Annotated in this window: 5 protein-coding genes and 1 pseudogene; 5 read left to right on the top strand and 1 reads right to left on the bottom strand. The window is 72.8% G+C overall.

Annotated elements, in window-relative coordinates:
* The first annotated feature begins 183 nt into the window (after positions 1-183).
* From ABWK99_RS12005 to ABWK99_RS11995, 3 genes are all read left to right on the top strand, one after another.
* Complete coding sequence (locus ABWK99_RS12005; protein WP_372594938.1) at positions 184-909, top strand: hypothetical protein; 726 nt, start codon at positions 184-186, stop codon at positions 907-909.
* Positions 910-1,019: 110 nt separating this feature from the next.
* Positions 1,020-3,038: a primary-amine oxidase gene (locus ABWK99_RS12000; RefSeq protein ID WP_372594937.1), complete on the top strand. Its 2,019-nt coding sequence runs from the start codon at positions 1,020-1,022 to the stop codon at positions 3,036-3,038.
* Positions 3,039-3,077: 39 nt separating this feature from the next.
* On the top strand, positions 3,078-4,562 hold the full coding sequence (locus tag ABWK99_RS11995) for an APC family permease (RefSeq protein WP_372594936.1): 1,485 nt from the start codon (positions 3,078-3,080) through the stop codon (positions 4,560-4,562).
* A gap of 147 nt (positions 4,563-4,709) precedes the next feature.
* Here ABWK99_RS11995 and ABWK99_RS11990 read toward each other — a convergent pair whose 3' ends face one another.
* A complete protein-coding gene (locus ABWK99_RS11990) occupies positions 4,710-5,246 on the bottom strand; it encodes a CGNR zinc finger domain-containing protein (RefSeq protein ID WP_372594935.1) in 537 nt (178 codons plus the stop codon).
* 39 nt (positions 5,247-5,285) lie between these two features.
* Here ABWK99_RS11990 and ABWK99_RS11985 point away from each other — a divergent pair, with 39 nt between their 5' ends.
* Together ABWK99_RS11985 and ABWK99_RS11980 are read left to right on the top strand one after the other, a co-directional pair.
* Entirely contained in the window at positions 5,286-6,266 is a 981-nt protein-coding gene (locus ABWK99_RS11985) for an EamA family transporter (protein WP_372594934.1), read from the top strand.
* Between the two features lie 37 nt (positions 6,267-6,303).
* A pseudogene (locus tag ABWK99_RS11980) lies at positions 6,304-6,560 on the top strand (hypothetical protein); the annotation flags it as partial.

Below are 6,560 nucleotides of genomic sequence, written 5' to 3'. Positions count from 1 at the left end.
TCTCCCGGCGCGGACCGAACAATTGATCCGCTCGAAACAGGGACGAAACCCACGTTGAGCGCGCGCTCAATAACCTTCCGGACATCGGGACCAAGGTCCTAGTCGGACCCGATGACGACGACGGCGTCACTCTGCACCCAGCCACCACGTCCGCCGTGGTGCCTCAGCCGGAAGGCGACCGTGATGACCGTCCTCACCGCGCACCACCTCCTCCTCCCGCCCTTGGGTGAGCGCCCGGGCGAGGTTCCGGCAGCGGTTCCCGCCGAGGCCTCGGGCGAGGCCCCCGGCGCATCCCCTGCCCGCACGGCGACGGGTACCTCGGCGACGGGGGCCTCCACCACGACCGGCGCCACCACGGGCGCCTCCACCACGACCGGCGCCTCCACGGGCGCCTCGACCACGACGGGCCTCTCCACCACGACCGCCTGTCGTACGCTCGCGGGCTTCGCCGCTCTGACCGCCGCGGCCTCGGCGACCCTCCACGTCGCGACGCTCGTCACGGAGCCGGGTTCGATCGCCGTGTCCGTCGCGATGGCGGTCCTGGCCCTGGCCTGCGCGAGCTGCGCGGTCCACCTGCTGCGCCGGCCCGGATACCCGGCCTTCGTCGTCCACGCCGCCGTCTCCGCCGGCATGCTCGCCGTCCACGGTCTGCTCATGGCCACTCCTGGCCTCGGGCACGCCACGGCTGCCACGGACGCCACCGCAGGGCACTCCGCGCACGCCGCCGCCGAGGCCCTCGTCGATCGGGGCGTGGTCGACCAGGCCCTGACGACCCCGAGCGCCCTCGGGCACTCCGCGATGGACCCGACCCTGATGCTCGCGCTCATCGCGATCCCCGTCATCGGTCTCGTGCTGGGGGTCGTCGGCGCCCTGGCGAGCCCGGACCACCCCTTGCTGCGCCGCAGCTGAGCGCCCCTTCCCGCCTCGACCCGCCCGAACCGCCCGGCCCGCCCGAATGGCCCGACCCCGCGCCACCCCGCCCCACCCCGCGCCGAACCGAACCGAACCGAAGGATCTCCATGTCCGTCGACCTCTCCCTCGCCCCGACCGCATCCGCCGACCAGGAGGCACCCCAGCACCCCCTGAGCCCGCTCACGGCTCAGGACATCGCCGCCACCGGCGCCCTACTCACGGCCAAGGGCCTCGCGAGCGAGCACACGCGGTACGTCTACCTCGGTCTGGAGGAGCCGACCAAGGCCGAGCTCGCCGCGTTCGAGGACGGCGGCCCGCTGCCCTGCCGCACCGTCCGCATCCTTCTGCACGACGTCACCGGAGCCCCCGCCCGTGACCTCGTGCTGTGCCTGACCGGTGGGCACGTCGTCTCGGACCGCACCCTCGACGCCTCCGTCGACGGTCAGCTGCCCGTCCTGGACTCGGAGTTCGAGCTCGTCGAGGAGGTCCTCTCCACCGACCCCGCCTGGCTCGCAGCCCTCGAGGCCCGGGGGCTGGACGTCGCCCAGGTCCGCGTCGCCCCGCTCTCGGCCGGCGTCTTCGAGTACGAGCAGGAGAAGGGCCGACGCATCCTGCGCGGACTGGCGTTCCTTCAGGAGCACCCGAAGGACCACGCCTGGGCGCACCCCATCGACGGGCTCGTCGCCTACGTCGACGTGATGAACCGCTCCGTCGACCAGGTGATCGACCTCGGCGCCGTCCCCGTCCCCGAGGGCTCCGGCAACTTCGACGACCCAGCCGTCACCGGCCCGCTGCGCACCAGCCAGCGACCCCTGGAGATCACCCAGCCCGAGGGCCCGAGCTTCCGGCTCGACGGCAGCCTCCTCACCTGGGAGAAGTGGCAGCTGCGCGTCGGCTTCGACGTCCGCGAGGGCCTGACCCTGCACCAGATCGCCTTCCAGGACGGCGAGCGCCTGCGCAAGATCATCCACCGGGCCTCGATCTCGGAGATGGTCGTCCCCTACGCCGACCCCTCACCGGTGCGGTCCTGGCAGAACTACTTCGACACCGGCGAGTACCTGATCGGCCGGTACGCCAACGCCCTCGAGCTGGGCTGCGACTGCCTCGGCGACATCACCTACCTCGACGTGACCATCGCCGACGAGTTCGGCAACCCCACCGTGCTGCGCAACGCGATCTGCATGCACGAGGAGGACTACGGCATCCTCTGGAAGCACTCGGACCTGTGGACCGGGTCTTCCGAGACCCGCCGTCAGCGCCGCATGGTGATCAGCTTCTTCACCACGATCGGCAACTACGACTACGGCTTCTACTGGTACCTCTACCTCGACGGCACGATCGAGTTCGAGGCCAAGGCCACCGGGGTCGTCTTCACCTCCGCCCTGCCGGAGAAGGGCTACCCCTACGCGAGCGAGATCGCGCCGGGCCTCGGCGCTCCGTTCCACCAGCACCTGTTCAGCGCTCGTCTCGACATGGACCTCGACGGAGCGGGCAACTCCGTCGAGGAGCTCGACTTCGTCCGCGTGCCGATGGGCCCCGGCAACGAGCGCGGCAACGCCTTCGCCCAGTCCCGGACGGTGCTGACCAGCGAGCTCACCGCCCAGCGCCAGGCGGATGCGAGCATCGGCCGCACCTGGCACGTGACCGCCCCGGGGAGTCTGAACGAGCTCGGGAATCCCGTCGCCTACGCCCTGTACCCCGAGGCCCAGCCGACTCTCCTGGCCGACCCGGCGAGCCCGATCGCCCAGCGCGCGGCCTTCGCGACCCAGCACCTGTGGGTCACCGGCTACGACCCCGCCGAGCGCTACGCGGCCGGCGACTTCGTCAACCAGCACGCAGGAGGCGCCGGGCTGCCGGCCTTCACCGCCGACGACCGCCCCGTCGTCGACACCGACATCGTCCTGTGGCACACCTTCGGCCTCACGCATGTGCCGCGGCCCGAGGACTGGCCGATCATGCCCGTCGACTACGCCGGGTTCACCCTCAAGCCCGTCGGCTTCTTCGACCGGAACCCGACGCTCGACGTCGCGCCCTCCGCGAGCGCGCACTGCCGCTCCCGCGGGTCAGGCGAGGCGGCAGCACCGGCCGGAGAGGACTCCGGCCACTCCGCGCACCCCTGCCACTGACGGCACTCGCCCCACCCCCTCCGAACCCAAGGACCCCTGATGACCGAGACCTCCTCCCCACCCACCTCCGGACTGCGCGGCTCGATCGGCGTCGCCGGGATCGTCTTCCTCGTCGTCGCCGCCTCCGCACCCCTGACCGCCATCGGCGGCGCGCTTCCCGTCATGCTCGCGATCGGCAACGGCGCGGGGAGCCCGGCGGCGTTCATCGTCGTCGCGCTCGTCCTGCTCGTCTTCAGCGTCGGCTTCGCGGCGATGAGTCGGCACGTCGTGGACGCCGGCGCGTTCTACGCGTACATCACCGAGGGCCTGGGCCGCCGGATGGGCCTGGGCGCCGGAGGCCTCGCCCTGCTGTGCTACACCTCGATCCAGGCCGCCGTGTACGGGCTGGCCGGGGCGACGGCCCAGGGGCTCGTGATCCAGATCGGCGGGCCCGACCTGCCGTGGTGGTCCTGGTCCCTGCTGCTCATGCTCGCCGTCGGCGCGCTGGGGTACCGCAACATCGACGTCGGCGCGAAGGTCCTCGGGGTCGCGCTGACCCTCGAGATCGCCGTCATCGCGGTGGTCGCCGCCGCCGTCCTCGCGCAGGGCGGGGCCAGCGGGATCGACACCGTCTCCTTCACGCCGACGGCGTTCTTCTCCGGCGCCCCGGGGATCGGCATCATGTTCGCCGTGGCCTCGTTCATCGGTTTCGAGGCCACCGCGATCTACGGCGAGGAGGCGCGCGACGCCCGTCGCACGGTCCCCGCGGCGACCTATGTCGCGGTCGTGCTGATCGGGGTCTTCTACGCCCTGGCCAGCTGGGCCTTCGTGCTCGCCTTCGGCTCGGGCGACGTCGTCGCCGCGGCCCAGGCCGACCCCGACATGATCTTCACGGCTGCTGCCGTCTACGTGAGCCCGATCGTCGCGCAGATCATGGTCGTGCTGCTGCTCACGAGCCTGTTCGCCGCGCTGCTCGCCTTCCACAACGCGATCGCCCGGTACCTCTTCTCCCTCGGGCGCAAGGGCGTGGCCCCCACGGCGCTGAGCCGCACCCACCCGAAGCACGGCTCGCCGTACATGGGCTCGTTGACGCAGACGGCGTCTGCCGCGGTCGCCGTCGGGGTCTTCGCTCTCGCCGGGGCGGACCCGGTGCTGCAGCTCTTCACCTGGATGGGCGGTGTCGCGACGATCTCCGTCCTGCTCCTCATGGTCCTCACGAGCATCTCGGTCATCGTCTTCTTCGCCCGCAGCGGGGTGGACGGGCGCCTGTGGCACACCCGGGTCGCGCCGACGCTGGGAACGCTCGGGCTCATGGGCCTCGTCGCCCTCGTCCTGTGGAACTTCACCACCCTCATCGACGGGTCCGTCGTCCTGGCCGGGGGTCTGCTCGCTCTGGTGGTGGCCACCTTCGTGCTCAGCGCGGCGATCCCGGCGCGGGGCTCCCGCGAGGCGGCCGGCGCGGTGGAGGACGCAGCGCCGGTGGACCTCGCGGACCCGGTGGAGGACGCAGCGCCGGTGGAGGACGTCACCCCCGCGGCGATCTGAGGTCGTCCTGAGACCCGCGCCCGGTCCGGGCGGTCGACACCCGTCGATCGGCCGACCGGGCGCGGGTGCGCCGGCGGGCGGGCCCGCGGGTACGTCACCGGGCGGGCCGGCGGGTACGTCAGCGCGCTGGCACGCCGTACTCGCGCCTCAGCGCTCCGCCTGCCGCGCCCGGTAGGCCGCCACGGCGTTGCGGTTGCCGCAGGCCGTCGAGCAGAACCGCCGCGACCGGTTGCGCGAGAGGTCGAGCACGATGCCCTCGCAGGACTCGTCCGCGCAGACCGCGAGCCGGGACATCTCGTCCGCCCGGATCACGTCGACCATCGCCATCGCCGTCTCGACGAGGATCTGCAGCGCGAGGGACTCCCCCGGCGCGACGGCGTGGATGTGCCAGTCGTGCCGGCCGTGGCGGGCGAGCTGGGGGAACGCCGGGGCGTCGGCGAGGATCGCGTTGACCCGCTCGGCAGCGTCGTCACGCTCGGCAAGGAGCAGGGCGCGCAGCGCGGGGCGTGTGGCGCGGACCTCCTCGAGCTCGACCTCGGTGCCGTCGTGCCGGCCGGAGTAGCCCCACCGCTCGACGAACTCCGCCAGGGCCTCGGTCGTGCCGAGGCTGTCGCTGTCGAGCGCACTGTTGGCGAGCTCGACGGCCGCCTGGAGAGCCGATTCCGTGTCATGAGTGAAGACCACGTTGACAAGTTACATCACCGGCCCCTAGCGTCACGACCCATGACGGCCATGACCCATGACGCGCCGCGGGCAGCCGCCGCGGCCCCCGGCTCGCGCCTGCGTTCGGGCCTCGGGTTCGCCGTCGTCTCCGCGCTGTCGTTCGGCGCCTCCGGCGGGCTCGGTCGCGGACTGCTCGACACGGGCTGGAGCCCGGGAGCGGCGACGATCTCCCGGGTGGCGATCGCGGCCGTCGTCGTCGTGCCGCTGGGTCTGATCGCCCTGCGCGGACGGTGGTCACTGCTGCGCCGCAACGCCGGCCTCATCACCCTGTACGGGGTGCTCGCCGTCGCCGGGGCGCAGTTCTGCTACTTCTCGGCGGTGACCTCGATGCAGGTCGGGCCCGCGCTGCTCATCGAGTACACGGCACCGGCGGCCGTCGTGCTGTGGCTCTGGCTGCGGCACGGCCAACGGCCAGGACCGGTTACGCTCGCCGGCGCCGGTCTCGCCGCCCTCGGCCTCGTCCTGCTGCTCGACCTGGTGGGCGGGGCAGGGGTGAGCCCGGTCGGGGTCGCCTGGGCGCTCGGTGCGATGGTCGGCGCGGCCACCTACTTCGTCGTCTCGGCGGACGAGTCCACCGGGCTGCCGCCCCTGACGCTCGCCGCCGGAGGTCTCGTCGTCGGCGGTGTGGTGCTCGGGCTGCTGGGCATCGCGGGGCTGCTTCCCCTCGAGGCGTCGACCGCGCCGGCCGTGTACTCCGGCGGGCGCGAGGTGCCGTGGTGGCTGCCGCTGCTCGGGCTCGGGCTCGTGACCGCCGGCCTCGCCTACACCACGGGCATCGCCGCCACCCGGCGCCTCGGGTCCCGGCTCGCGTCGTTCGTCGCCCTCCTCGAGGTGATCGCGGCGATCGGCTTCGCGTGGTTGCTGCTCGGCGAGCTGCCCCGCACGGTGCAGCTGCTCGGCGGGGTGCTGATCCTCGCCGGGGTCGTGGTGGTCAAGCTCGGCGAGCGTAGCGTCGCCCGGCCGGAGCCGGTGCTCGTCTGACCTTGCCGTGGCCCGGTCGGGGCGCGAGGGTGGCTGGATGACCCTCCCCACACCGTTCACCGCCGAAGAGATCCGCGCGGGCTGCCCCGACGGGCGCACCGTACGGATGCGCGAGGACGGCGCAGGCCTCGTCACGGTCAGCCGGTTCGTCGACGGGGATCCGGTCGGTGCGACGCTGGAGACCTGGACCGAGGGTCCGAACGGGACCTCCGTCGCCGAACCTCGCAGGACCCGGGTCACCTGGGAGACGCTCCGTCAGCACGCCGCCTTCCCCGCGGCCGGCACCACCGTTCG

The organism is Actinotalea sp. (assembly GCF_041597215.1).
Classification (GTDB): domain Bacteria; phylum Actinomycetota; class Actinomycetes; order Actinomycetales; family Cellulomonadaceae; genus Actinotalea.
This window is presented reverse-complemented; position numbering and strand designations above follow the sequence as displayed.

What these genes read in the sequence shown, in the direction of transcription:
- ABWK99_RS12005 (WP_372594938.1), top strand. Translation starts at nt 184, where the DNA reads ATGACCGTCCTCACCGCGCACCACCTCCTCCTCCCGCCCTTGGGTGAG.
- ABWK99_RS12000 (WP_372594937.1), top strand. Translation starts at nt 1,020, where the DNA reads ATGTCCGTCGACCTCTCCCTCGCCCCGACCGCATCCGCCGACCAGGAG.
- ABWK99_RS11995 (WP_372594936.1), top strand. Translation starts at nt 3,078, where the DNA reads ATGACCGAGACCTCCTCCCCACCCACCTCCGGACTGCGCGGCTCGATC.
- ABWK99_RS11985 (WP_372594934.1), top strand. Translation starts at nt 5,286, where the DNA reads ATGACGGCCATGACCCATGACGCGCCGCGGGCAGCCGCCGCGGCCCCC.